22 protein-coding genes and 2 pseudogenes are annotated in these 23,649 nt (G+C 67.5%); 11 read left to right on the top strand and 13 right to left on the bottom strand.

Annotated features, from left to right (window positions below):
• Positions 1 to 50: 50 nt before the first annotated feature.
• Complete coding sequence (locus tag B7D75_RS15520) at positions 51 to 2,246, bottom strand: xanthine dehydrogenase family protein molybdopterin-binding subunit (RefSeq protein WP_107114197.1); 2,196 nt, start codon at positions 2,244 to 2,246, stop codon at positions 51 to 53.
• 4 nt (positions 2,247 to 2,250) lie between these two features.
• Complete coding sequence (locus B7D75_RS15515) at positions 2,251 to 2,712, bottom strand: (2Fe-2S)-binding protein (RefSeq protein WP_012076114.1); 462 nt, start codon at positions 2,710 to 2,712, stop codon at positions 2,251 to 2,253.
• Between the two features lie 329 nt (positions 2,713 to 3,041).
• Here B7D75_RS15515 and B7D75_RS15510 point away from each other — a divergent pair, with 329 nt between their 5' ends.
• A complete protein-coding gene (locus B7D75_RS15510) occupies positions 3,042 to 3,365 on the top strand; it encodes a DMT family transporter (RefSeq protein ID WP_012076113.1) in 324 nt (107 codons plus the stop codon).
• 12 nt (positions 3,366 to 3,377) lie between these two features.
• Positions 3,378 to 3,776 carry an NADH-quinone oxidoreductase subunit A gene (ndhC, locus tag B7D75_RS15505; protein ID WP_033997206.1) on the top strand — a complete coding sequence of 133 codons (399 nt, stop codon included), beginning with the start codon at positions 3,378 to 3,380 and terminating at the stop codon, positions 3,774 to 3,776.
• Here ndhC and B7D75_RS15500 read toward each other — a convergent pair.
• A complete protein-coding gene (locus B7D75_RS15500; RefSeq protein WP_107114196.1) occupies positions 3,773 to 4,324 on the bottom strand; it encodes a helix-turn-helix domain-containing protein in 552 nt (183 codons plus the stop codon). The genes ndhC and B7D75_RS15500 overlap by 4 nt on opposite strands.
• Before the next feature lie 82 nt (positions 4,325 to 4,406).
• On the opposite strand from B7D75_RS15500, the gene B7D75_RS15495 reads away from it, so the two are divergent.
• A complete protein-coding gene (locus B7D75_RS15495; protein ID WP_079383602.1) occupies positions 4,407 to 4,940 on the top strand; it encodes a GNAT family N-acetyltransferase in 534 nt (177 codons plus the stop codon).
• 68 nt (positions 4,941 to 5,008) lie between these two features.
• Entirely contained in the window at positions 5,009 to 7,372 is a 2,364-nt protein-coding gene (locus tag B7D75_RS15490) for a DNA polymerase II (protein ID WP_107114675.1), read from the top strand.
• Positions 7,373 to 7,378: 6 nt separating this feature from the next.
• On the opposite strand, the pseudogene B7D75_RS29795 reads toward B7D75_RS15490, so the two are convergent.
• Positions 7,379 to 7,606 (bottom strand): annotated as a pseudogene (locus B7D75_RS29795) (dihydrodipicolinate synthase family protein); the annotation flags it as partial.
• 288 nt (positions 7,607 to 7,894) lie between these two features.
• A complete protein-coding gene (locus B7D75_RS30025) occupies positions 7,895 to 8,182 on the bottom strand; it encodes a hypothetical protein (protein ID WP_043101663.1) in 288 nt (95 codons plus the stop codon).
• Positions 8,183 to 8,350: 168 nt separating this feature from the next.
• Between B7D75_RS30025 and B7D75_RS30020 the strand changes: the two genes are divergently transcribed.
• Positions 8,351 to 8,737, top strand: a complete 387-nt coding sequence (locus B7D75_RS30020) for a hypothetical protein (RefSeq protein ID WP_003154194.1) — start codon at positions 8,351 to 8,353, stop codon at positions 8,735 to 8,737.
• Positions 8,738 to 8,750: 13 nt separating this feature from the next.
• Here B7D75_RS30020 and B7D75_RS15470 read toward each other — a convergent pair whose 3' ends face one another.
• From B7D75_RS15470 to B7D75_RS15435, 8 genes and pseudogenes are all read right to left on the bottom strand, one after another.
• Entirely contained in the window at positions 8,751 to 9,374 is a 624-nt protein-coding gene (locus B7D75_RS15470) for a glutathione S-transferase family protein (RefSeq protein ID WP_043101660.1), read from the bottom strand.
• 89 nt (positions 9,375 to 9,463) lie between these two features.
• A complete protein-coding gene (locus B7D75_RS15465; RefSeq protein ID WP_034082672.1) occupies positions 9,464 to 9,853 on the bottom strand; it encodes a hypothetical protein in 390 nt (129 codons plus the stop codon).
• Positions 9,850 to 10,587, bottom strand: a complete 738-nt coding sequence (locus B7D75_RS15460; RefSeq protein ID WP_043101655.1) for a hypothetical protein — start codon at positions 10,585 to 10,587, stop codon at positions 9,850 to 9,852. The genes B7D75_RS15465 and B7D75_RS15460 overlap by 4 nt, the downstream gene beginning before the upstream one ends.
• The gene (locus tag B7D75_RS15455) at positions 10,584 to 13,013 is read right to left on the bottom strand and encodes a penicillin acylase family protein (protein WP_107114195.1); all 2,430 of its coding nucleotides are present in this window, start codon (positions 13,011 to 13,013) and stop codon (positions 10,584 to 10,586) included. The genes B7D75_RS15460 and B7D75_RS15455 overlap by 4 nt, the downstream gene beginning before the upstream one ends.
• Before the next feature lie 25 nt (positions 13,014 to 13,038).
• A pseudogene (locus B7D75_RS15450) lies at positions 13,039 to 13,661 on the bottom strand (2OG-Fe(II) oxygenase).
• An 18-nt stretch (positions 13,662 to 13,679) separates the two neighbouring features.
• A complete protein-coding gene (locus B7D75_RS15445) occupies positions 13,680 to 14,954 on the bottom strand; it encodes a fatty acid desaturase (RefSeq protein WP_053814076.1) in 1,275 nt (424 codons plus the stop codon).
• 18 nt (positions 14,955 to 14,972) lie between these two features.
• Entirely contained in the window at positions 14,973 to 16,142 is a 1,170-nt protein-coding gene (locus B7D75_RS15440) for a hypothetical protein (RefSeq protein WP_053814075.1), read from the bottom strand.
• A gap of 5 nt (positions 16,143 to 16,147) precedes the next feature.
• The gene (locus tag B7D75_RS15435; RefSeq protein WP_034082682.1) at positions 16,148 to 16,915 is read right to left on the bottom strand and encodes a sterol desaturase family protein; all 768 of its coding nucleotides are present in this window, start codon (positions 16,913 to 16,915) and stop codon (positions 16,148 to 16,150) included.
• A 761-nt stretch (positions 16,916 to 17,676) separates the two neighbouring features.
• On the opposite strand from B7D75_RS15435, the gene qscR reads away from it, so the two are divergent.
• The 6 genes from qscR (at position 17,677) to phzE (ending at position 23,646) form a co-directional block, all read left to right on the top strand.
• Positions 17,677 to 18,390 carry a quorum-sensing transcriptional repressor QscR gene (gene qscR / locus B7D75_RS15430; protein WP_012076101.1) on the top strand — a complete coding sequence of 238 codons (714 nt, stop codon included), beginning with the start codon at positions 17,677 to 17,679 and terminating at the stop codon, positions 18,388 to 18,390.
• 502 nt (positions 18,391 to 18,892) lie between these two features.
• Positions 18,893 to 19,381 carry a phenazine biosynthesis protein PhzA gene (gene phzA, locus B7D75_RS15425; protein WP_003154207.1) on the top strand — a complete coding sequence of 163 codons (489 nt, stop codon included), beginning with the start codon at positions 18,893 to 18,895 and terminating at the stop codon, positions 19,379 to 19,381.
• 35 nt (positions 19,382 to 19,416) lie between these two features.
• On the top strand, positions 19,417 to 19,905 hold the full coding sequence (gene phzB / locus B7D75_RS15420; protein WP_012076100.1) for a phenazine biosynthesis protein PhzB: 489 nt from the start codon (positions 19,417 to 19,419) through the stop codon (positions 19,903 to 19,905).
• Between the two features lie 23 nt (positions 19,906 to 19,928).
• A complete protein-coding gene (gene phzC / locus B7D75_RS15415; protein ID WP_107114194.1) occupies positions 19,929 to 21,146 on the top strand; it encodes a phenazine biosynthesis protein PhzC in 1,218 nt (405 codons plus the stop codon).
• On the top strand, positions 21,143 to 21,766 hold the full coding sequence (gene phzD / locus B7D75_RS15410; protein ID WP_003157855.1) for a phenazine biosynthesis protein PhzD: 624 nt from the start codon (positions 21,143 to 21,145) through the stop codon (positions 21,764 to 21,766). Before phzC ends, phzD begins: the two co-directional genes overlap by 4 nt.
• Positions 21,763 to 23,646 carry a phenazine biosynthesis protein PhzE gene (gene phzE, locus B7D75_RS15405; protein WP_034082842.1) on the top strand — a complete coding sequence of 628 codons (1,884 nt, stop codon included), beginning with the start codon at positions 21,763 to 21,765 and terminating at the stop codon, positions 23,644 to 23,646. Before phzD ends, phzE begins: the two co-directional genes overlap by 4 nt.
• Positions 23,647 to 23,649 lie beyond the last annotated feature (3 nt).

Here is a 23,649-nt window from a genome sequence, read left to right as displayed (position 1 = left end):
GGTCGCCTGAGCCGCGCCGGCAGCCGCGGGGCCGCCGGCGGGCGCCTGGTTCAGGCCTTGGCGAAGGTGGTGGGGAAGGGCAGGTGGTAAAGGCGCTGGCCGGTGGCGGCGAAGATCGCATTGGCCAGCGCCGGGCCGATCGGCGCCACGCCGGGTTCGCCGACCCCGGTGGGGGCTTCGCCGGAGGGCACGATGTGCACCTCGACCCTGGGCATCTCGGCGATCCGCAGCACCTGGTAGCCGTCGAAGTTGTTCTGCTCGACCTTGCCGTCCTTCAGGGTGATCGCGCTGTGCAGGACCGCGCCGAGGCCGAAGCCGATGCCGCCCTCCATCTGCGCGGCGATCACGTCAGGGTTGATCGGGATACCGCAGTCCACCGCGCAGACCACCCGCTCGACCTTCAGCTTGCCGTCCTTGTCCACCGAGACCTCGACGACCTGGGCGACGAAGGTCTTGAATGCCTCGGTCACCGCGATACCGCGCCCGCGCCCGGCGGGCAGCGGCTTGGCCGGGTCCCATCTGGCCTTTTCCGCGGCCAGTTCGAGCACGCCGCGCAGGCGCGGCTGCTCTGCCAGCAGGTCGCGGCGGAACAGGTAGGGATCCTTGCCGGCGGCCTGCGCCGCCTCGTCGATGAACGCCTCCACCGCGTAGACCGTGTGCGAGCTGCCGACCACCCGCCACCACAGGACCGGTACGCCGACCTGGGTGGTGCTCAGCTCGACCGAGACGTTGGGCACCGCATAGGGCAGGTTGGCGGCGCCTTCCACCGAGGTGCCGTCGATCCCGTCCTTGACCATCATCGCGGCGAACGGCGTGCCTTCCAGGATCGACTGGCCGACGATGCGATGTTGCCAGCCGACCAGCTTGCCGTCGGCGTCCAGCCCGGCTTCGAGCTTGTGGTAGTACATCGGCCGGTAGAAGCCGCCATGGATATCGTCCTCGCGGGTCCACTGCAGTTTCACCGGCACGCCGTTGGCACCCAGCGCCTTGGCGATCGATACCGCCTCGACGATGTAGTCCGACCAGGCATTGGCGCGTCGGCCGAAGCTGCCGCCGGCGTACAGCGTGTTGATCTTCACCTGCTCCGGCTTCAGCCCGGCGGTGCGCGCCGCGTTGCCCTGGTCGACGGTCTGGAACTGGTCGCCGGCCCAGATCTCGCAGCTGTCGGCGGTCAGCCTGACCACCGCGTCCAGCGGCTCCATCGGCGCATGGGCGAGGAAGGGGAATTCGTAGCTGGCGGCGACCTTCTTCGCCGCCCCGGCGAGCGCCCCGGCGGCGTCGCCGTCCCTGCGCGCGGGCTTGCCGGGTTGCTCGGCGAGCTTGCGGTACTCCGCCATCAGCGCCTCGGAACCACGCTTCTCGGCCTTGCTCTCGTCCCATTCGACCTTGAGCGCGTCGCGGCCTTGCTTCGCCGCCCAGAAGCCCTTGGCGACCACCGCCACGCCGTGCGGCACCTGGACTACCTCGACCACCCCCGGAATCGCCCTGGCCGCCGTGGCGTCGAACGCTTTCACCGTGGCGCCGAACAGCGGCGGGCGCTGGAGCAGGGCGACCAGCATGCCGGGCAGGTTGACGTCGAGGGTGAACTGCGCGCTGCCGTCGGTCTTGCCGGGCACATCGACGCGCGGCGCCTGGTGGCCGATCAGGCGGAAGTCCTTGGGATCCTTCAATTGCACTTTTTCCGGCACCGGCAGTTCCGCCGCCGCCGCGGCCAGCGAGCCATAGCTGGCCTTGCGCTGGCTGGCCGGGTGTTCGACGAAGCCGTCGCGGGTGCGCAGCTCGGCGGCCGGCACCCGCCATTGGCGGGCGGCGGCCTCGACCAGCATCGCCCGCGCCTTGGCCCCGGCCTCGCGCAGTTGCATCCAGGAATTGGCCATCGCCGAACTGCCGCCGGTGCCCTGCATGGTGCCAAAGGCCAGGTTGGCGTAGCGCTTGGCGTCGGCGGGGGCGCTTTCCACGCGGACCTTGTTCCAGTCCGCGTCGAGTTCCTCGGCGACGATGGTGGCAATGCCGGTATAGGCGCCCTGGCCCATTTCCACGTGCTTGGCGATCACCGTGACACTGTCGTCCGGGGCGATCCGCAGGAAGGCGTTGGGCGCGAAGCCGGACTCCGGCAGGGCGGCGGCCAGCGCGCGGCGCGCGCCGCTCCACTGGAAACCGATGCTCAGGCCGACCACCGCGGCACCTTTCAGGAAGCCGCGGCGCGAGCCGGGCAGGGCGTTGCTCAGATCGATCTTGCTGTTCATGGCGTCAGGCCTTCAGGGTGTCGGCGGCTTCGTGGATGGCGGCGCGGATCCGCGCATAGGCGGCGCAGCGGCAGATGTTGCCGTTCATCGCGGCATCGATCTCGGCGTCGCTGGGGCTGGCGTTCTGCTCCAGCAGCGCGGTGGCGGACATGATCTGGCCTGACTGGCAATAGCCGCACTGTGGTACCTGGAGCTTGACCCAGGCGTCCTGCACGGCCTTGCCGGGCTTGCTCCGGATGCCTTCGATGGTGGTGACGCGCTTGCCGGCGACGGCGGACACCGGCAGCACGCAGGAGCGTACCGCGGTGCCTTCCAGGTGCACGGTGCAGGCGCCGCACTGGGCCATCCCGCAACCGAACTTGGTGCCGTGCAGGCCGGCGCTTTCGCGAATCGCCCAGAGAAGGGGCATGTTCGGGTCGACATCGAGGGTGATGTCCTTGCCGTTCAGAACGAGCGAGGTGGGCATGGTGGTTCTCCACGGAAAGGCCCGGGCAGGGCGTTATCTCTTGTCAGGCTGGGATACATCGGGCGAAGTGTGCGCGAGGGGCGTGGCGGACGCCTTGCACGATCCTGCGAAAGTCTAGATCAATCCTGCCGAACGCCCGGCGCGCTGGCCGAAACGCGGCGAAACATCTCCGCCCGCCGCGGGCGTTCACTCCGGCGCCGGCGATGCGCTAGGATCGCCGCCGTCGGTGACTGACCGCCCGCCCGGGCGGCACGCACGTTCAGCCGGAAGCGGGACGACCCGTTTTCCTTCTTTCATTGCGCGGGGACGACCCTGCAGAGAGGCTGAAAATGGCGTGGATCTATCTCCTGCTCGCCGGTGTCTTCGAAATCGTCTGGGCCACGGCCATGAAGGAGTCGGCCGGCTTCACCCGCCTGTGGCCGAGCCTGGTTACCCTGACGTTCATGGTCCTCAGCTTCGGCCTGCTGGCCGTCTCCATGAAGAGCCTGCCCCTGGGCACGGCGTACACCATCTGGGTCGGCATCGGCGCGGTCGGCGCCTTCGCCCTGGGTATCCTGCTCTTCGGCGAAAGCCTGAGTCCGCTGCGGCTGCTGGCGGTGGCGCTGATCGTGGCCGGCATCGTCATCCTCAAGCTGGCCACCCCGCAGGGTTGAGGAGCGACCACCATGCATGGAATTCTCAGTCCCGGGGCCTGGGCGTTCATCGCCTACGTCCTTGGCGCGGTCGCCCTTTGCCTGGTCATGCTGGGCTTGGGCCGGGTTCTGGGCGGCCGCTCGCATGGCCGGGCGAAGAACCTGCCGTTCGAGTCCGGGGTGGACTCCACCGGCTCTGCGCGCCTGCGCTTCCCGGTCAAGTACGCCCTGGTGGCGATGCTCTTCGTGATCTTCGGCATCGAGATGCCATTCCTCTATCTCTGGGCGGTATCGGTGCGGGAGAACGGCTGGGCGGGCTTCGTCGAGGCGGCGCTGTTCGTCTCCCTGCTCCTGGCCGGATTGTTCTACCTGCACCGGGTCGGCGCCCTCGACTGGTCGCCGGAGCGTCGGCGGAGAAAGCCGCGCGACTAGTCGTGGAGAATCACCAGCAGGTAGCGGCAGGGTTGTCCGGCGGTGACGAAGGTCACCGCGCGGTCGACGCCGAAGTCCAGGCGGTCGCCGTGCTCCAGCATGAAGCGCTGCTCGCCGTAGCCAATTTCCAGGGTGCCTTCGAGCAGCCACAAGCGCTGCCGGTAGGGCCGGCCGCCCCAGCGCGGATAGTCGAGGCGGGTATCCGCCGGGATTTCCACTTCGACCATCTCGCAGCCGCTGTGCGGGTCGCGCGCACCCACCTGGCGGCGGCGGTAGCCGCTGGCCGGGTCTTCCCAGACCTCCTGCCGGTCGCGCCGGCAGAGCGGGGCGGCCGGCGCCTGCGTGTCGCCGAGCAGATCGGAAAGGGCGACCCCCAGGCCCCCGGCGAGACGGCCGAGCACGCTGGCGGTGGGACTGCTTTCGTTGCGTTCGATGCGCGAGATCATCGCCTTGCTCACCGCGCTGCGTTCCGCCAGCTGGGCGAGGGTCAGACGGCGCTCACTGCGCAGCGTGGAGAGGCGTCGGGCGATCAGTTCATCGAGGTCCATGGCGACTCCCTGGCGGTGGATTGTCGTCCATGATATTCGTATTCCACTATATTGGAAATTTCATTGCGCAGGAGAGATGGCGATGAGCGAACCGACGATTCGCCGCCTGGCGGCCGAGGAGGCCCTGGCGCGCCTGGACGAGTTGGCCGAGGTGCTGCTGGATTGCGTCGAAGGGGGGGCTTCGGTCAGCTTCATGTGGCCGTTGCCGCGGGAACAGGCCAGCGCCTTCTGGCGCGGCGTCGCCGAGGGCGTGGCGCGCGGCGAGCGCCTGCTGCTGGTGGCGGAGGCGGGCGGAACCATCGTCGGCAGCGTGCAGTTGCTCCTGGCGCAGCCACCGAACCAGCCGCATCGCGCCGATGTGGCGAAGCTGCTGGTGCACCGGCGGGCACGCCGACGCGGCCTCGCCGAGGCGCTGATGGGCGAACTGGACCGGCTCGCCGTGGAGCACGGCAAGTCCCTGCTGGTGCTGGATACGGTCAGCGGCAGCGGCGCCGAGCGGTTGTACCTGAAGGTCGGCTGGACGCGGGTCGGCGAAATCCCGGACTACGCCCTGATGCCGGACGGCGCGCTCTGTCCGACCACCTATTTCTACAAGCGCCTGGCGGCCACCGCCTGACCGAAGAGGCCGGCGTCCGACCGCCTGGCCGGGTAGAATCGCCGGATGACAGTCATTCGGGGTCGATGGTGGAGTTACTGCAAGGGTTCGTCCTGACCCGGCACTGGCGCGATACGTCGGCCGGCACGGAAGTCGCGTTCTGGCTGGCGACCGACCACGGGCCCCGGCATGTGCGGTTGCCGCCGCAGCCGTCGGTGGCGTTCGTGCCGGTCGAGCAGCGCGTCCGGGTCGAGACGCTTCTTGCCGGGGAGAGCGGCGCCGAGCTTCGCCCGCTGGCGCTGCGCGACTTCCAGCAGCGGCCGGTGCTGGGCCTGTACTGCCAGCAGCATCGCCAGCTGATGAATCTGGAGAAGCGCTTGCGCCAGGCCGGCGTCGAGGTGTTCGAGGCCGATATCCGGCCGCCGGAGCGCTACCTGATGGAGCGCTTCATCACCGCGCCGGTCAGCCTGGAGGCGAGTGTCGAGGCCGACGGCAGCCTGCTCGCCCGGCGCCTGAAGCCGGCTCCGGACTATCGTCCGCGCCTGCGCCTGGTGTCGCTGGACATCGAGACCAACGCCCGCGGCGATCTCTACTCCATCGCCCTGGAAGGCTGCGGCCAGCGCCAGGTATACATGCTCGGTCCGGCCAACGGCAACGCCTCGGCCGTGGATTTCCGCCTCGACTATTGCGACAGCCGTGCCGGGCTGCTGGAACGCCTCAACCAGTGGCTGGCCGAGCACGATCCCGACGCCATCATCGGCTGGAACCTGGTGCAGTTCGACCTGCGCGTCCTGCATGAGCATGCCCAGCGCCTGAAGGTGCCGCTGCGCCTGGGGCGCGGCGGCGACGAGATGGGCTGGCGCGAGCACGGCAGCCGCAACAACCACTATTTCGCCGCGGCGGCCGGGCGCCTGATCATCGACGGCATCGAGGCGCTGCGCTCGGCGACCTGGAGCTTCCCCTCGTTCAGCCTGGAGAACGTCGCCCGGACCCTGCTCGGCGAAGGCAAGGCGATCGACAATCCGTACCAGCGGATGGACGAGATCGACCGCATGTTCGCCGAGGACAAGCCGGCCCTGGCGCGCTACAACCTGAAGGACTGCGAGCTGGTCACGCGGATCTTCGCCCGTACCGAACTGCTCGACTTCCTCCTCGAGCGGGCCACCGTCACCGGCCTGCCGGCGGACCGCAGCGGCGGCTCGGTGGCGGCCTTCACCCACCTGTACATGCCGTTGATGCACCGCGCCGGCTTCGTCGCCCCGAACCTCGGCGAGAAACGCCCGGAAGCCAGCCCCGGCGGCTTCGTCATGGACTCGCGGCCGGGCCTCTACGAATCGGTGCTGGTGCTCGACTACAAGAGCCTGTACCCATCGATCATCCGCACCTTCCTGATCGATCCGGTCGGCCTGGTGGAAGGCCTGCGCCAGCCGGACGACGAGCACTCGGTGGAAGGCTTTCGCGGCGCCCGTTTCTCGCGTACCCGGCATTGCCTGCCGGCCATCGTCGCGCGGGTCTGGGAAGGCCGCGAGGCGGCCAAGCGCGAACGCAACCAGCCGCTCTCGCAGGCGTTGAAGATCATCATGAACGCTTTCTACGGCGTGCTCGGCTCCAGCGGTTGCCGCTTCTTCGACCCACGCCTGGCCTCGTCCATCACCCTGCGCGGGCATCGGATCATGCGCCGTACCCGCGAGCTGATCGAGGCCGAGGGCCATACGGTGATTTACGGCGATACCGACTCCACCTTCGTCTGGCTCGGCAGCCCCCACGCCGAGGAGGAGGCCGCGGCCATCGGCCGGGCGCTGGTGGCGCGGGTCAACGACTGGTGGCGCGAGCACCTGAAAGAAGAATTCGGCCTCGCCAGCGCCCTCGAGCTGCAATTCGAGACCCATTACCGGCGTTTTCTCATGCCCACCGTGCGCGGCGCCGAGGAGGGCAGCAAGAAACGCTACGCCGGCCTGGTGCGCCGCGCCGACGGCGGCGAGGAGATGGTCTTCAAGGGCCTGGAGACCGTACGTACCGACTGGTCGCCGCTGGCCCAGCGCTTCCAGCAGGAGCTCTACCTGCGCATCTTCAACCGCCAGCCCTACCAGGACTACGTACGCGACTACGTGCGGCGGACCCTGGCCGGCGAGCTGGACGACCTGCTGGTCTACCGCAAACGCCTGCGCCGGCGCCTCGACGACTACCAGCGCAACGTGCCGCCGCATGTGCGCGCGGCGCGCATCGCCGATGACTACAACCTCCAGCGCGGCCGCCCGCGGCAGTACCAGAGCGGCGGCTGGATCAGCTACGTGATCGGCGTCGCCGGCCCCGAGCCGCTGGAGTTGCGGCGCTCGGCGATCGACTACGAACACTACGTGGGCAAGCAGTTGCAGCCGGTGGCCGATGCCATCCTGCCGTTCGTCGGCGACGATTTCGACACCCTGGTCGACCGGCAGATGGCGCTGTTCTGAGCCCGCTTCCAGGCGCACGTCGGTGCGGTAGGGAATGTCATAGACGATCAGCGGCACGCTGGATCGTCGGCGACGCCATGGAAGAAGCGCACCAGCGCCTCCTGGGAGGGGCGGATAGAGTAGGGCGCCGGCATCCAGCAGATGGTCGAGCGGGCACGGCAGCGCGACGAAGTCGATCTCGCCATGGCGGAACGGCGTGACCAGCGGGACCCAGATACCTTGGAACGATGACATGAATCTCTCCTGATGGCTGACCGTCTTGTCGGCGTCAGGAGGGCGGAAAGGATTCGGCGGGAGCGCCTGCGTGTCCTGTCAGCTCACCTGACGGGACAGCACGCCCCGGTCGAATGAGCGACTGTTTCTTCGATTTCTTCGCGGCGACGGCACGGCCCCGAGCCTTGGCGCCGGGGCCAAGCGGAAAGCGCTCGAAGTCGAGGGACAGGGACGTGCCGTGGAATACCGGAAAAGAGGACCGGGCAATTTCTACGGGCTGCGCGGCGCGCTATCAATCGCGCCGCGGGTTCAGGCCAGTTGCGCCGGGTCGAGCATGTCGCTCTCGAAGGTCATCCAGCCGCCGTTCTCGCTGGCCGCGCCGTCGAGGATCGGGCCGTAGTAGGTGAGGCCGATGGCCAGGCTGAAGCAGATGTGGGTGGCGTTCTCCGGGGCGTCCAGCTGGCCTTCGAAGTGCAGCTTGAGCACGCCCGGCTCGACGCTTTCCAGGCCGATGGCGACGTTCGGGTTGTCCACGGCCTCGCTTTCGTGGCCGCGTTGCTCGGCGCTGACGGTGAGGGTCACGGTGTCTCGGTACATGTCTTGCTCCAGTTGGCGTGGGGCCGGCGTCGCCAGCGCGGCGGACAGACTACTGGCAGTCGCGCCGGCTGGCCAGTGCCAGCTGCCTGCGGCAGGCGTCGCGCGGGCCTGGGAATCATTCGGCGGCGGCGCAGTCCAATCCCGCATCACCAACCGACCCCCGAGGGGATGATGAAGCTACCCGTGCTCGCTGTATTGGGCGCCGCGCTGTTGTTGAGCGCCTGCGCGAAGAAGGAGGCCGAGGCCTGTGCCTCGCCGGACGTGAAGGACCAACTGATGCGGATCTTCCTCCAGGGCGCGATCACCGAGCGTTCGCCGGAGTTCAAGGACAGCGCGTTGCGCGACGTGGCGATCCTCGAGAAGGATCCGGACAGCGGCGTGCTGTCCTGCGTCGGCACCCTCAGCGTACCGGCCGGCCAGCAGGTGGTCGAGGGCGTCCTGCAATACCGCATCGCCCCTGTGGCCAAGTCCGACTACGACTACCTGCTGCTCGATACCGCCGGCGCCAACACCACCGCCCTGGCGCAGCGCCTGGGCAAGGCGCTCGGCCAGTGATACCGCGCCTCGCTCAGGGTACGCCGTTGCGGCCATGGGCGAGGAAGCCGGGGCGGGCGCCGAGGCGCTCGTAATAGGCGTGCACCGCTGGCAGCGACGGACGCTCGAACGGCGTCTCGTACCAGCGGTTGACCGACAGGCCGATGGCGATGTCGGCCAGGCTGAAGGTCTCGCCGGCGACATAGGCGTCGGTGCGTAGCAGTTGTCCCTCGAGGATTTCCATGAAGCCCGTCCAGCCGCGCAGCGAAGCCTCCACCTGGGCCGCGTCGCGGTGCGCCGGCGACTGCCGGACCAGGCTCATGAAGGCATAGCTCCACGAGCGGTTGAGGTCGGAGGCCTGCCAGTCCAGCCACTGGTCGACCCGCGCGCGCGCCGCCGCCTGCCGCGGATAGAGGCGTTCGCCGGCATAGCGATTGGCCAGGTAGCGGATGATGCTGTTGGACTCCCAGAGCACCAGTTCGCCGTCGCGCAACACCGGCACCATGGCGTTCGGGTTGAGGGCGAGGAATTCCGCCTCGCGGGTGTCGCGGAAGCCGCTGCCCCAGTCTTCGCGGCGGTAGGGCAGGTCCAGTTCGGCGCAGGTCCAGAGAACCTTGCGCACGTTGATCGAAGAGGCCTTTCCGAGAATCTCCAGCATGGCGATGGCGCGTCCTTGGGCGGATGAGGGAGGCCCCGAGTATACGGGCCGATCCCGTCGACGGGGAGCGGCTCGACCGGGCGGGCCGGCTAGGCGCCACCGGCTTGCCGGTGGCCCGGGTTGCGGCGCGCCCAGAAACCGAAATACAGCCAGCCGATGACGAACGACGGCGCCACGCTCGCCAATGGGTGCGGCGCGCCCGCAAGCCCGTGCAGCGCGGCCATCGGCGTGGTCAGCAGGAGCACCACCAATAGCGGTGCGTGACGTTGCGTCAGGCCGCCGCGACCACCGAAACGGCCCAGCAGGTGCAGGCCCAGGCGCGTTGCCAGGAGGCTGGCGCCACCCTGGAGCAGGGCGGCGACACCCATTCGCGCCAGGCCGCCGTCCTGGTTGGCATAGGCTGCCCAGGCACCGTAGAGCACCGCGGCCGGTAGCGCCGCCAGCCACGGGTCGTCGGAGCGCTGCGCGAGTCCGCTCACCGGATGATCCTCTGCTGCACGTAGGGTTCGGCACCGGGTGCGAGGCGGACCATGCAGAGGATCTGGTCGCTGCTGCCGACGTGGGCGACGAAGTGGTCGTTGGTCCTGGCGTGGCTGGACATCGCCATGCGCGGGAAGAAATCCGGGGCGACGCTGCGCTGCCCGCCGGGTATCAGGCCGGTTTCCGCGTCCAGGCGCAGGTTGGCGGACAGCGTGCCGACCACCTCGCGAGCCAGGTCGACCATGTCCGGGCACTGGCGCGGCGCTTCCAGGTCCGGGTACAGCGTCGCTCCCGGGATCCGCGCGCTGAGGGCGCGGAACATGTTGTAGACCACCGGGTTGTAGGTCTTCGCCACGATCAGCGGCGGCAGCCCGCCGTTGCGCTCGCTGACCTGGCGCAGGAAGAACTGGTTGATCCGCTTGAACAGGCTGGTGCGGTGGTAGCGGTCGGCAACCATCGCCGTCCACAGGTAGAGGAAGCGCGTCGAGCCGCGGACGAAGTCCTTCGCTCCGAGGATGCCGATGATCCGTTCTCCCTCCGGGTCGGTCGCCAGCACCAGGTGGTCGTAGGTCTCGAAGATCTCCGGCTGGTTGCCGAAGTATTGCAGCACGTCGAACTGCGGCATTCCCTCTTGCAGGTCGGCGACTATCTTGCGCTTGAAGCCTTCGGGGAATTGCCGCTCGCGGCTGGAGTAGTCGAGGTCGAAGGCGTTTTTCTGCGGATCGCTGGTCATGGTCGTGGCTCGCCGGAGGAAGAAGGTGAAGGGCGCAGGACCAGTGGGCGGTCCGTCGCGCCGGGGGCGTCGTCGGCGATACGGATGTACTCGCCGCGGGCCCAGAGTTCGTTGAGGTCGGTGGCGCCGTCGAACGGCAGGCCGGAGTTGCGGGTGGACAGCGCGTAGCGCGAGTTGTCGAAGTCCGCCAGGTCGATGACCATCCGCAGGGTCGCGGCGATCCGCGTGTTGAACGGGTTGTCGGGGTCGCTGTAGTCGAAGCGCCCGACGTCGACGCTGAAGTTGTCGCCGCCCTTGTTGTTCTTCAGGTCGAACAGCGCGCGCAGCGGGGTTTTGTGGAAGGGCACGTGTTCGGCGACGGCCGCGTGCGCCTCGCCCCACTTCCAGCCGTCCGGCGAAGGCCCGTGGGCGGCCCGCAGTTCGTCCAGCGCGCTGCGCAGCGACTGGTTCAGCTTGAGGTCGCAGCCTTGTTCCTGGCCGCACCAGAAGCGCAGGTCGGCCTGGCCGTCGAGGATCAGCCGGAGGAATCCGTCGTAGTTGCGCTGGTTCCAGCCGCGGGCCAGCAACCGCGCGCCGATCCGCGGTTGCAGCAGTTCGCGGGTGAAGGCGCGCGCCCAGTAGCCGGCGATCAGCGGCGCGGCCAGGTCGGCGGCGGCCTGGTGGTTCCAGCCCCGGAGCAGGGCGAAGGCTTCGCTGGCGCGCAGTTCGGGGTCGCTGACCTGCTCCAGCATCTTCGGCAAGAGGCTCGCCATCACGCTGGAGAACTCGTCGTTCTGCAACTCCAGGCTGTCTTCCAGGGTGCGCTGGCCGGGGCCGCCGAGCCACTCGCGGATGCGCTCGTAGCGGTAGGGCAGGACCCAGTCGTGGCCGAAGTCGAAGGCATTGTCGGGCGGCACGATGCGCTGGTTCGCCGTGGCGATGAACCCTTCGCGCGGGTTGAGGCTGCGTGGCTTGGCGCTTTCCGGAACGTAGCCGACCCAGTCGTAGCGGCTCTCCCAGCCGGGCGAGGGGGCCAGCCCGTGGAGGTCGTCGGCGGCGCCGCGCAGCGGTACGCGACCGGCGGAGATGTAGCCGATGTTGCCCTCGACGTCGGCATAGACCATGTTCTGCGGCGGTACGCCGAAGTCGGCGGTGGCCTCGAGGAACTGTTCCCAGCCTTCGGCGCGGTTGATCGCCAGCAGGCTCGGGAAGGTCTTGTCGTGATGGTCGAGGCCGGTCCAGGCGAGCGCGATCACCAGCCGGTCGCGCTGCGCCTGCGGCAGCCGCGCCGGTTCGTAGATGTCGCTGATCACCGGGCCGTGGCGGGTGCTGCGGACCTCCAGGGAGACCGTCTCGCCGTCGCGCACGGCGATGCGTTCCAGGCGCGTCTCGAAGGGCCGGTAGCCGTCCGGGGTCAGGTAGCGCCGTGGGTCCTGGGGGTCGACGCGTTCCAGGTAGGCGTCCTGGATGTGCGAGCCGGTGTTGGTGTAGCCCCAGGCGATGCGCCGGTTATGGCCGATGACGAACAGCGGGGCGCCGGCGAAGTTGGCGCCGGTGAGGCTCAGGCCGGGGATCTCCAGGCGGGCCAGGTAGAAGGCCGCCGGGTTGGTCAGGCGCAGGTGCGGATCGTTGGCCAGCAGCGGCTTGCCGGTGGCGCTGCGGCTGGCGGAGACCACCCAGTTGTTCGAGCCGATGCCTTCGACGTTGGAACCGGGTAATTGCCCCAGCAGCTTGCCGGCGTCCGGCGTGCCGCGCAGGGAGCGGTACAGGCTGACGTAGTCGCGGGTGGCCAGCGGCCGCTCGCCCGGATAGGGGGCGAATACCTCGTTGATCCGCGCCAGGTCCAGGTGCTCGGCCAGCGCCAGGCGCTGCAACTGCATGCCCAGGTTGGCGCTCAGGGACCAGGAATAGAGCAGGTGCAGGGACAGGCTGTCGACCGCTGTCCAGGGCCGCGGCCGTTCGTGGCGGACCAGGCTGAACTCCAGCGGCAGCGCGGCCGGAGCCTGCTCCAGGTAGGCGTTGACCCCGGCGCTGTAGCGTTCCAGCAGGACGCGCGTGGACGCGTCCAGGTTGGCGTGGATGCCCTCGGCGGTGCGGCGGAAACCGATGGTGCGGGCGAACCGGTCCATCGCCAGGGTCTTGCCGCCGAACACCTCGGAGAGCGTGCCGCCGGCATAGCGGCGGGCGAACTCCATCTGCCACAGGCGATCCCTGGCGTGGCTGTAACCGAGCAGGAAATAACCGTCCTCCAGGTTCTGCGCGCGGATGTGCGGGACGCCGGCGGCGTCCCAGGCGATCCGCCCCTCGTGCTCCAGGCCGCTGCCGACCTGGATCTCCCCATACCTGAAGCCCAGCGGGACGGCCACCAGGTACACCGCGTAGGCCAGCAGCCCGAGCAGCAGGCCGCCGAGCCCGAGGCGCCAGGCGTAACGTGCATTTTTCGACATCGTTTCCGGTCTCCACGCCGGCGGGTCAATAGACCCGCCGGTTCCGTTCCGCATGGCGACTGACGAAGAACACCAGCGAGACGCGCTCGCCGGCGGTCACCTGCTGGACCTCGTGGGGATAGCTGCAGTCGCTGATGATCACCGAGCGCGGCTCCGGCTTGATGTCGTTGCGCAGGTTGCCGTCGCGGTCGTAGACCACGAACTGGCCGCCGGAGAAGTAGGTGCCGAGCTGCAGGACGATGGAGTACTGGTAGTCCGGGTTGCTGTCGGTATCCAGGTGCCGGCCGATGAACGAGCCGGCCTTCATCCGGTTCACCTGCATGCGCCGGACGTAGAAGGCGTCGTCGCCCATCAGTTTGCGGAACAGGCTCATCACGTTGTCGTTGCAGACGCGCGGGATGATCAGCTCCGACAGCGCATGGTTGACCACCGTGGGACGGTCGCGGTCGGTCATGAAACGGGCCACGTAGAGGTCGTTCTCCTCGTCGGCGTCGCCGATCAGGATCTTCTCCCACGGCAGGCTCGAATTGGCCAGGACCTGGTTCATCAGCTCCCAGTCATGCTCGTCGTAGAGCGCGTCGCTGGGGGGATGTAGGCGCAGCCGTTGGCTGCCAGGCTCTGGGTGATCTGGGCGATCTGAGTATTCATGAGGGTTCCTGTGTCTGATCAGGCGGTGGCCTGGGTTACCGGTTGGTGGGGAAGTGGCTGGTTGGCGGCGTCATGCTCGGGGGCGAGCCGGGCCTGGTTCTCGCGGTACCAGTCGACGATGCCGAACGGGTCCGACTGGCCGCGGCAGAGGTGGTCGCGCAGGATCAGGAAGTTCTCCCACATGCCCCAGGTCTCGGTCATCGGGCCGAACTTGGAGGGAAGTGCCTCGTTGGCCGCGCGTTCCGGCGCGATGCGCCAGAAGTTCACCCCCGGCTTGCGGTGGTGGAAGTCGTGGCTGGGCAGGTCCTGCATGAAGGAGAACACCCGCAGCGGGATGTCGATCAGCAGCACGCCCAGGCTCCAGCGAGCGAGCGCCAGGGCGAAGGCCAGGCCCTGCTTGTCGGCCGGGTAGGGGCGGCCGAGGAAGCGTCCCCAGCTCAGCGAGCCGTAATGCAGGAAGCGCGGCAGGCCGTGCTCGTTGCGGGCGAACCAGAGATGCTCGGAGACGTGCTGGATCCACGACGAGTACTGGGTCAGGATGAAGATCGGGAACAGGTAGAACAGCGCGAACGCCTCCAGGTAGCCGCTTGCGCTGACCAGGGCCAGCAGCGCCGTCCAGTACAGCGCGCGACTGATCCGTTCGTGGCGCGCGGCGGAGACGAAGCTGACCTCGAAGCGGAACTTCAGGTGTTCGAGGATCCGCGCCGGATGGAACGGGGCGAGCACCAGGCGGGTCCAGAACGCGGCCTCGGACATGCCCTTGTAGAAGCCGTGCTGCTTCATGAAGATCAGGTCGACGTCCTGTTCGGTGTTGAAGGTGCGCACGCTGTGGTGCTCGTTCACGTGCAGCCTGATGTACTCGTCGCGCGGCGTGTGCAGGATCGGGATCGACAGGATCCACTTGCAGGTGAAGCGCGCCAGCGCCTTGTTCTCCAGGCTGGCGCCGTGGGTGGTGTAGTGGAAGGTATGGAGGAAGCCGCGCTGGCGGTTGACCACCAGGCACATGATCAGCGCGCCGAGCAGGCACTTCAGCCACAGCGGCTGCTGCGAGGCGAGCAACTGCTGGCCGTAGATCACCGCGAGGAAGAACACCGCGTAGCCCCAGCTGATGTGCAGGTAGAGCTGCCAGGGCTTGAGCAGGGTGTCCTTCGGCCGCCGCGGCGGGCGGTCGTTCAGCGACTTGCCGGTGACCCAGGTCCAGAACGGCTGGCAGGGCAGGTCCTTGTAGGTGCGGCGTACGTCGATGCCGTAGCCGTACCTGGAGTAGCGGGTCTTGAACAGTTCATCTTGCATGGCGCAGGCGCTCCCTGGTTACAGGTAGTCGGTTCGGATGTAGAGCGTCGGGACGGTCGCGAAGAACGAGTAGAACGGCTCCATCCGGTAGTGATCGACGGCCAGCACGACGAAGTTGTCGAAGCGCTCGCCGAAGAGTTTTCCCATCAATGCGTACTCGGCGGCCTGGGAGATGAAGCTGGCCCGGATCTGCTCGCGCGACTGGCTGGCGAACCATTTCTCGTAGAGCGGCAGGCGCGACAGGAAGATCGACTCCAGGGCCGGGTAGTCCAGCCCGGTCTGGCCGTAGTCGCCCTGTTCCAGGCGCTGGACGATCTCGCCGTGGGCCCGGTGCCAGCCGTCCTCGCCGCCGCACATCTCGAAGAACGAGCAGGTCGCGGCCGGGCAGGGCAGCGCCCCGGCGATCCGCTCGAGCTGGCGTTCGACCTTGCCGAGGAAACCCTCGCGGGTCTCGCCGGTGGCGGGATTGCGGTTGAACGACAGGTACTCGAACTCGCCGCCGAGGATCGCGTGGCGGATCTCCACCTGGCGCGCCCTGGCCAGCTCCGCCACCGCCTGGCCGGCGCTGATCAGCTTGGCGCCGGCCAGGCCGGGCTGGTCGCCGACCCGTTCGAAGGTGTAGCGCGGCTTGCCCTCGGCATCGCTGGAGTGCGAGTAGTCCGGGCATACCGCGCTCACCAGGTGCAACGGACGGCCTTCGCCGACGGCGCGCTCCAGCGCCGCCACCAGGCCGCGCAGCGCCCGCTCGCTGGGCGGCATGACGTTGCCGGCGGCCAGCCAGCGCTCGATGTCGCGGGCGTGGCGGTCGAGCTGCGGGATGTCCGGATGCTTGAGCTCCAGCTCGCTCCTGGCGTTGACCGCATCGGCCAGGAGCAGGGTGGTCAGGGACGGGATGCGTCCCTTGCTCTTGAACCGGTGGATGTTGGTGACCACCGAATTGCCCTGGCGCAGCTTGAAGTCGAACTCCTGGTGGCGCGACTGGAGGATCAGGTAGAACAGGTAGTTGCTGAACGGCAGCTCGCGCGCGCCGTGGGAGATGCGCAGCTCCAGATACCTGCGTTTCAGTTCGCCGAGGCGCGTTTCCAGTTGCGCATAGGTATGGTCGGGGACCACTTCGGCGAGGGGGAGGCCATACGAGATGGATTTCAATATGTTCCGGCTGAGACGGGAATCGATGTCTGGAATCATGGCGTTCACCTGACGTCGGGCTTGACCAGGACGGGAGCGGGCTCGGTTTTTCCGGGAAGGCTGTGCACGTCGCGGAACAGCAGCATGTCGACGAACTGCTGCTCCTTGTCGCCGGCGAAGCCCTGCGGCTCGTCGATGCGGCGGGGGTTCTCGTAGGTGCCGAACAACATGTCCCAGATCGGGAAGTCGCTGTAGTTGCACTCGTGGCGGTCGCGCTGGTGGTGGATGCGGTGCATCTCCGGGCGCTGGAACAGGTAGCCGAGGACGTGCGGGGTGCGCAGGTTCGAGTGGTAGAACATCTCGCCGAGCGCGGCGAACATGATGTAGTAGGCGCCGGCCTCGATGCTGATGCCCATCACCACGTAGGCGACGAAGCTGCCCAGCAGCGAGTTGAAGACCATCTCGGTGGGGTGCTTGTAGAAGGAGGTGAATACCTCGATGCGTTGCGGCGCGTGATGCAACTGGTGGAACAGCCGCCAGAGCGTGTCGTTGGCATGGCGCGCGCGATGCCACCAGTAGGTGACGAAGGTGTTGACGAAGTAGGCGGCGAAGCCGGCCAGCAGCGGCGGCAGGGCGTCAGAGGTGTGCAGCAGGCTGTGGCCCATCATCCATTTGTTCCAGGTGATGCCGGCGAGCAGGGCGATCGATACCTGGACGATGTTGAGGAAGATCACCCGGGCCACCCAGGTGCTCACCTTGGGCAACTTCCAGCCGGGGATCAGTTGCTCCAGCATGAATATGAATAGCGCCACTCCGATCAAGTAATAGATCATTCGTTTATCTCCTCTTCCTTCAGGGACGGACGCGGCGCGGAACTTCGTAGAGGCGAAATACCAGCGTCCTGTTTATTGTTCGAAGCACTTCTCGGCAGGCTGCGGTTATCGCTTCGCTATATACGGGGAGCGATCTCGGTCAGGCGTGGATACGTTGTCCATGGCCGAATGGAGTGCTCTTCTTAATTGCCTCAGAATGCGCTCCGTGAACATCGGCACGGAAAACGAAATGCCTGGTCGAATTAAATTGTCACAGGCATGCAGCGACAACCTGCCCTTCCGGGCAGGTATCTGCGAGGAGATAAGGGGGGAACCATGTAGCTGCCATTTCGTGCCCGTACGCATGCCGTTCCAGCGAGGCTGCGCATGGGTGGGTTGTTGGCGGGCGCTTGTCCCGACGACGATGGAGCGTGCGAGAAGAAGAATGAATAAGACCACCGTGAGGCCCGTCGGAGAGCCGTTCAATGGCTCCCGCAAACGCCCGGGGCGCCGTCCCGTCCAGTGCCGCGCAGGCCTTGCGCGGAACCCCGCGTCCGTACTCTTCGGGATTCTCTCTTCAGGTTCGTTTCGCCGCCGCCCGGTCCGGGATGGACGGGCAGGGCGTCGCCTCGAGTTTTGCAACCGGGTCGGCCGCGATATGAACTTGCGTGTCCTGATTGATAAAGGGAAGTGTCATGAGCGGATAAGTCGGAAGCCGAAAAGAATAACAATTACCGAGAACCGAATCCTGCCGGGATCGATTGTGGACTGGTGAAGCTGGCATGCGTGATGAGAGAGAGGGATATCTCGAGATTTTGTCAAGAATAACGACCGAGGAAGAGTTCTTTTCCCTGGCGCTCGAGATATGCGGGAATTATGGTTTCGAATTCTTTTCATTCGGTGCGAGGGCGCCTTTCCCCTTGACCGCCCCCAAATATCATTTTCTGTCGAATTATCCAGGGGAGTGGAAAAGCAGATATATCTCCGAGGACTACACGTCCATCGATCCGATCGTTCGCCATGGTCTGCTGGAATACATGCCGCTGATCTGGAACGGCGAGGACTTCCAGGAAAACCGCTTCTTCTGGGAGGAGGCGCTGCACCATGGCATCCGCCACGGCTGGTCGATTCCCGTGCGCGGCAAGTACGGCCTGATCAGCATGTTCTCCCTGGTGCGCTCGGCCGAGAGCATCGCGGCCGCGGAGATCCTCGAGAAGGAATCCTTCCTGCTCTGGATCACCAGCATGCTGCAGGCCACCTTCGGCGACCTGCTGGCGCCGCGCATCGTCCCGGAAAGCAACGTGCGCCTGACCGCCCGGGAAACCGAGATGCTCAAATGGACCGCGGTCGGCAAGACCTACGGCGAGATCGGCCTGATTCTTTCCATCGACCAGCGCACGGTGAAGTTCCATATCGTCAACGCCATGCGCAAGCTCAACTCCAGCAACAAGGCGGAGGCCACCATGAAGGCCTACGCCATCGGCCTGCTCAACTGAGCCGGGCGGCCTGCGACCGGACCGGGGCGTGGCGCGCCCGGCGGTTTCCGCCACGCTGATCGTCCCGGCCGCTCCCCAGACGGCCGCTGCCGCTTCCCGGCGTCGCAGCGACGCCTTCCCTTCGAGCACACCCCGGCCAACCGGGCCCGCCTCGCGCCCGTTCCGTCCTGCCTGGCGATCCCGCTGGAAGCGGTTTCCCTCGGCGGACGGCAAAACGGCGAAAGAATAGAACGGAATTTATGCCTGGCACCTGTAATTTTTAAGGGGTTATGGGGCTTGCAAAAAAGCGTTTATAAGTTTGTCCCCTGTCAAATTTGGTTACATCTGGTTTGCAGGCGAAATAATCGGCATGGCAATTCGGCACTAGTTGAAACTTTGGAGAGACTCCGAAGCGGGCGACTTTTGCCCAGGAAAAGTTACATGGTTTTTTCTCCGGCCTGTCATTCCGATGTCTTCTTTGCGGGATCGAAGCCTATCGATTCGTCTGACGGAGGTTTGCAACATGCGCGAGTACCAACGGCTGAAAGGGTTCACCGACAACCTGGAGTTGCGCCGGCGCAACCGCGCCACGGTAGAGCGCTACATGCGCATGAAGGGGGCCGAACGTTTGCAGCGACACAGCCTGTTCGTCGAAGACGGCTGCGCCGGCAACTGGACCACGGAAAGCGGCGAACCCCTGGTTTTCCGGGGCCATGAGAGCCTCAGGCGGCTCGCCGAGTGGCTCGAGCGCTGCTTCCCCGACTGGGAGTGGCACAACGTGCGGATCTTCGAGACCGAGGATCCGAACCACCTCTGGGTGGAGTGCGACGGGCGTGGCAAGGCGCTGGTCCCGGGGTATCCGGAGGGCTATTGCGAGAACCACTACATCCATTCCTTCGAACTCGAGAACGGCCGGATAAAACGCAATCGCGAGTTCATGAATCCGATGCAGAAATTGCGTGCATTGGGAATACCCGTTCCGCAAATAAAACGTGACGGCATTCCCGCCTGATTAATGATTATTCCAATTCAAGAGGAGATATGACGATGCTCGATAATGCCATTCCCCAAGGTTTCGAAGACGCCGTGGAGTTACGCAGGAAGAATCGCGAGACGGTAGTCAAGTATATGAACACCAAGGGCCAGGATCGCCTGCGCCGCCATGAACTTTTCGTCGAGGATGGTTGCGGCGGCCTGTGGACCACCGATACCGGCGAACCGATCGTCATTCGCGGCAAGGACAAGCTGGCCGAGCACGCGGTGTGGTCGCTGAAATGCTTCCCGGACTGGGAGTGGTACAACATCCAGGTCTTCGAGACCGACGATCCCAACCACTTCTGGGTCGAGTGCGACGGCCACGGCAAGATCCTCTTCCCCGGGTATCCCGAGGGCTACTACGAGAATCACTTCCTGCATTCCTTCGAGCTGGACGACGGCAAGATCAAGCGCAACCGCGAGTTCATGAACGTCTTCCAGCAACTGCGCGCCCTGAGCATTCCGGTGCCGCAGATCAAACGCGAAGGCATTCCCACCTGAGGCCATCCTGGAAGGGGTGAACTATGGACGATCTATTGCAACGCGTACGGCGCTGCGAAGCGCTGCAGCAACCCGAGTGGGGCGATGCGTCGCGGCTGCGCGAGGTGCAGGCGTACCTGCGCGGCAGCCCGGCGCTGATCCGCGCCGGCGACATCCTGGCCCTGCGCGCGACCCTGGCGCGGGTGGCGCGCGGCGAGGCGCTGGTGGTGCAGTGCGGCGACTGCGCCGAGGACATGGACGACCACCATGCCGAGAACGTGGCGCGCAAGGCGGCGGTGCTGGAACTGCTGGCCGGCGCCCTGCGCCTGGCCGGCAAGCGCCCGGTGATCCGCGTCGGGCGCATCGCCGGGCAGTACGCCAAGCCGCGCTCCAAGCCGCACGAGCAGGTCGACGGGCAGACCCTGCCGGTCTACCGCGGCGACATGGTCAACGGCCGCGAGGCTCGCGCCGAGCGGCGCCAGGCCGATCCGCAGCGGATCCTCAAGGGCTACGCGGCGGCGCGCAACGTCATGCGTCACCTGGGCTGGGACGCCGCTTCCGGGCAGGAGGCGAACGCCTCGCCGGTGTGGACCAGCCATGAGATGCTGCTGCTCGACTACGAGCTGGCGATGCTGCGCGAGGACGAGCAGCGCCGGGTCTACCTCGGCTCGACCCATTGGCCGTGGATCGGCGAGCGCACCCGCCAGGTCGACGGCGCCCACGTGGCGCTGCTGGCCGAGGTGCTCAACCCGGTGGCCTGCAAGGTCGGCCCGGAGATCGGCCGCGAGCAGTTGCTGGCGCTCTGCGAGCGCCTCGATCCGCGCCGCGAGCCGGGGCGCCTGACGCTGATCGCGCGGATGGGCGCGCAGAAGGTCGGCGAGCGCCTGCCGCCGCTGGTGGAGGCGGTGCGCGCGGCCGGGCACCCGGTGATCTGGCTGAGCGACCCGATGCACGGCAACACCATCGTCGCCCCCTGCGGCAACAAGACCCGCCTGGTGCGCAGCATCGCCGAGGAGGTGGCGGCGTTCCGCCTGGCGGTCTCCGGCTCCGGCGGGGTGGCCGCCGGGCTGCACCTGGAGACCACCCCGGACGACGTCACCGAGTGCGTCGCCGATTCCAGCGGCCTGCACCAGGTCGGCCGGCACTACACCAGCCTCTGCGATCCGCGGCTCAACCCCTGGCAGGCGCTCAGCGCGGTGATGGCCTGGTCCGGCGCGCAGGCGAGCCCGAGCGCAACCTTCCCCCTGGAGACCGTGGCATGAGCGGCATTCCCGAAATCCTCGCCTATCCCTTGCCGACCGCCGGCCAGCTGCCGGCCAACCTGGCGCGCTGGAACCTGGAGCCGGCGCGCGCGGTGCTGCTGGTGCACGACATGCAGCGCTACTTCCTGCGCCCGCTGCCGGCGAGCCTGCGCGCCGACCTGGTGGCCAACGCCGCGCGACTGCGCCGCTGGTGCGCCGGGCAGGGCGTGCAGATCGCCTACACCGCCCAGCCGGGCAGCATGACCGAGGAGCAGCGCGGCCTGCTCAAGGACTTCTGGGGCCCGGGCATGCGCGCCAGTCCCGCCGACCGCGAGGTGGTCGAGGAGCTGGCGCCGGGGCCGGACGACTGGCTGCTGACCAAGTGGCGCTACAGCGCCTTCTTCCACTCCGACCTGTTGCAGCGCATGCGCGCCGCCGGCCGCGACCAGCTGGTGCTGTGCGGCGTGTATGCCCACGTCGGGGTGCTGATCTCCACGGTCGACGCCTACTCCAACGACATCCAGCCGTTCCTGGTGGCCGACGCCATCGCCGACTTCAGCGAGGCGCACCACCGCATGGCCCTGGAATACGCTGCCAGCCGCTGCGCGATGGTGGTCACCACCGACGAGGTGCTCGCATGAACGGCCTGCCCACATCGCTGCTGCAACGCCTGCTCGAGCGGCCGGCGCCGTTCGCCTTGCTCTACCGTCCGGAAAGCAATGGCCCGGGCCTGCTCGACGTGATCCGTGGCGAGGCGCACGAGCTGCGCAGCCTGGCCGAGCTGCCGCTGGACGAGCCCGGCGCCGGCCTGCCGCGCCACGACCTGCTGGCGCTGATTCCCTACCGGCAGATCGCCGAGCGCGGCTTCGAGGCGCTCGACGACGGCGCGCCGCTGCTGGCGCTGAAGGTCCTGGAGCAGGAGCTGCTGCCGCTGGAACAGGCCCTGGCGCTGCTGCCGAACCAGGCGCTGGCCCTGGACGAGGAAGGCTTCGACCTCGACGACGAGGAATACGCCGAGGTGGTCCGGCGGGTCATCGCCGACGAGATCGGCCGCGGCGAAGGCGCCAACTTCGTGATCAAGCGGCGCTTCCAGGCGCGCATCGACGGCTACGCCACGGCCAGCGCGCTGAGCTTCTTCCGCCAGTTGCTGCTGCGCGAGAAGGGCGCCTACTGGACCTTCATCATCCACACCGGCGAACGCACCCTGGTCGGCGCCTCGCCCGAGCGGCACATCAGCGTGCGCGACGGCCTGGCGGTGATGAACCCGATCAGCGGCACCTACCGCTATCCGCCGAGCGGGCCGGACCTGGCCGAGGTCATGGAATTCCTCGACAACCGCAAGGAAGCCGACGAGCTGTACATGGTGGTCGACGAGGAACTGAAGATGATGGCGCGGATCTGCGAGGACGGCGGCCGGGTGCTCGGTCCCTACCTCAAGGAGATGGCGCACCTGGCGCACACCGAGTACTTCATCGAGGGCCAGAGCAACCGTGACGTGCGCGAGATCCTGCGCGAGACGCTGTTCGCCCCGACCGTCACCGGCAGCCCGCTGGAAAGCGCCTGCCGGGTGATCCGCCGCTACGAGCCGCAGGGGCGCGGCTACTACAGCGGGGTCGCGGCGCTGATCGGCGGCGACGGCCAGGGCGGGCGCACGCTGGACTCGGCGATCCTGATCCGCACCGCCGAGATCGAGGCCGACGGTCGCCTGCGCATCGGCGTCGGCTCGACCATCGTGCGCCACTCCGATCCCCGCGGCGAGGCCGCGGAAAGCCGCGCCAAGGCCTCCGGGCTGATCGCCGCGCTGAAGAGCCAGGCACCGCAGCGCCTGGGCTCGCATCCGCACGTGGTGGCGGCGCTGGCCAGCCGCAACGCGCCGATCGCCGACTTCTGGCTGCGCGGCGCCAGCGAGCGCCAGCAGTTGCAGGCCGACCTCTCCGGACGCGAGGTGCTGATCGTCGACGCCGAGGACACCTTCACCTCGATGATCGCCAAGCAGCTCAAGTCGCTGGGCCTGGCGGTGAGCGTGCGCGGCTTCCAGGAGCCGTACTCGTTCGACGGCTACGACCTGGTGATCATGGGCCCCGGCCCGGGCAACCCCACCGAGGTCGGCCAGCCGAAGATCGGCCACCTGCACCTGGCCATCCGTTCGCTGCTCAGCGAGCGCCGGCCGTTCCTCGCCGTGTGCCTGAGCCACCAGGTGCTGAGCCTGTGCCTGGGCCTGGACCTGCAACGCCGGCAGGAGCCCAACCAGGGCGTGCAGAAACAGATCGACCTGTTCGGCGCCGCCGAGCGCGTCGGCTTCTACAACACCTTCGCCGCGCGCGCCCTGCAGGACCGCATCGAGATCCCCGAGGTCGGCCCGATCGAGATCAGCCGCGACCGCGAGACCGGCGAGGTCCATGCCCTGCGCGGGCCGCGCTTCGCCTCCATGCAATTCCACCCCGAATCGGTGCTGACCCGCGAGGGTCCGCGCATCATCGCCGACCTGCTGCGCCACGCGCTGGTCGAGCGGCGGCCCTGAGCC

This window comes from Pseudomonas paraeruginosa (assembly GCF_003025345.2).
In the GTDB taxonomy this organism is placed as follows: Bacteria; Pseudomonadota; Gammaproteobacteria; order Pseudomonadales; family Pseudomonadaceae; genus Pseudomonas; species Pseudomonas paraeruginosa.
Note: the sequence above shows the minus strand (reverse complement) of the source record. Positions and strands in the feature narration are given on the sequence as shown.